The following is a 298-nucleotide window of genomic DNA, read 5'->3' on the forward strand; positions in this document are numbered from 1 at the left end:
CGCGATGCCTTCAAAAGCGTACACAATCGATAAATAACTGTGTTCAATGCTTTTTCTAACATCGAATGGAGATGGAGAGATTCGAACTCTTGACCCCCTGCTTGCAAGGCAGGTGCTCTCCCAACTGAGCTACACCCCCAAATATAATCTGGCACCCACCTGCTCTCCCATACCGTCTCCAGTATAGTACCATCGGCCGCTTAGGTCTTAACCATCGTGTTCGAGATGGGAACGGGTGTGTCCCCTAAGCGCATCGGCACCAGAAATTCTTTGTCTTCTGATGTTTTCTTATTCAATT

Annotated in this window: 1 tRNA gene and 1 rRNA gene; both read right to left on the reverse strand. The window is 47.7% G+C overall.

Annotation, left to right across the window (positions count from 1 at the left end):
* Positions 1-66: 66 nt before the first annotated feature.
* A tRNA-Ala gene (locus V7D18_RS25555) sits at positions 67-139 on the reverse strand.
* 7 nt (positions 140-146) lie between these two features.
* Positions 147-264 (reverse strand): 5S ribosomal RNA (rrf, locus tag V7D18_RS25560).
* Positions 265-298: the final 34 nt, after the last annotated feature.

Source organism: Lacrimispora sp. 38-1 (assembly GCF_049890855.1).
In the GTDB taxonomy this organism is placed as follows: Bacteria; Bacillota; Clostridia; order Lachnospirales; family Lachnospiraceae; genus Lacrimispora.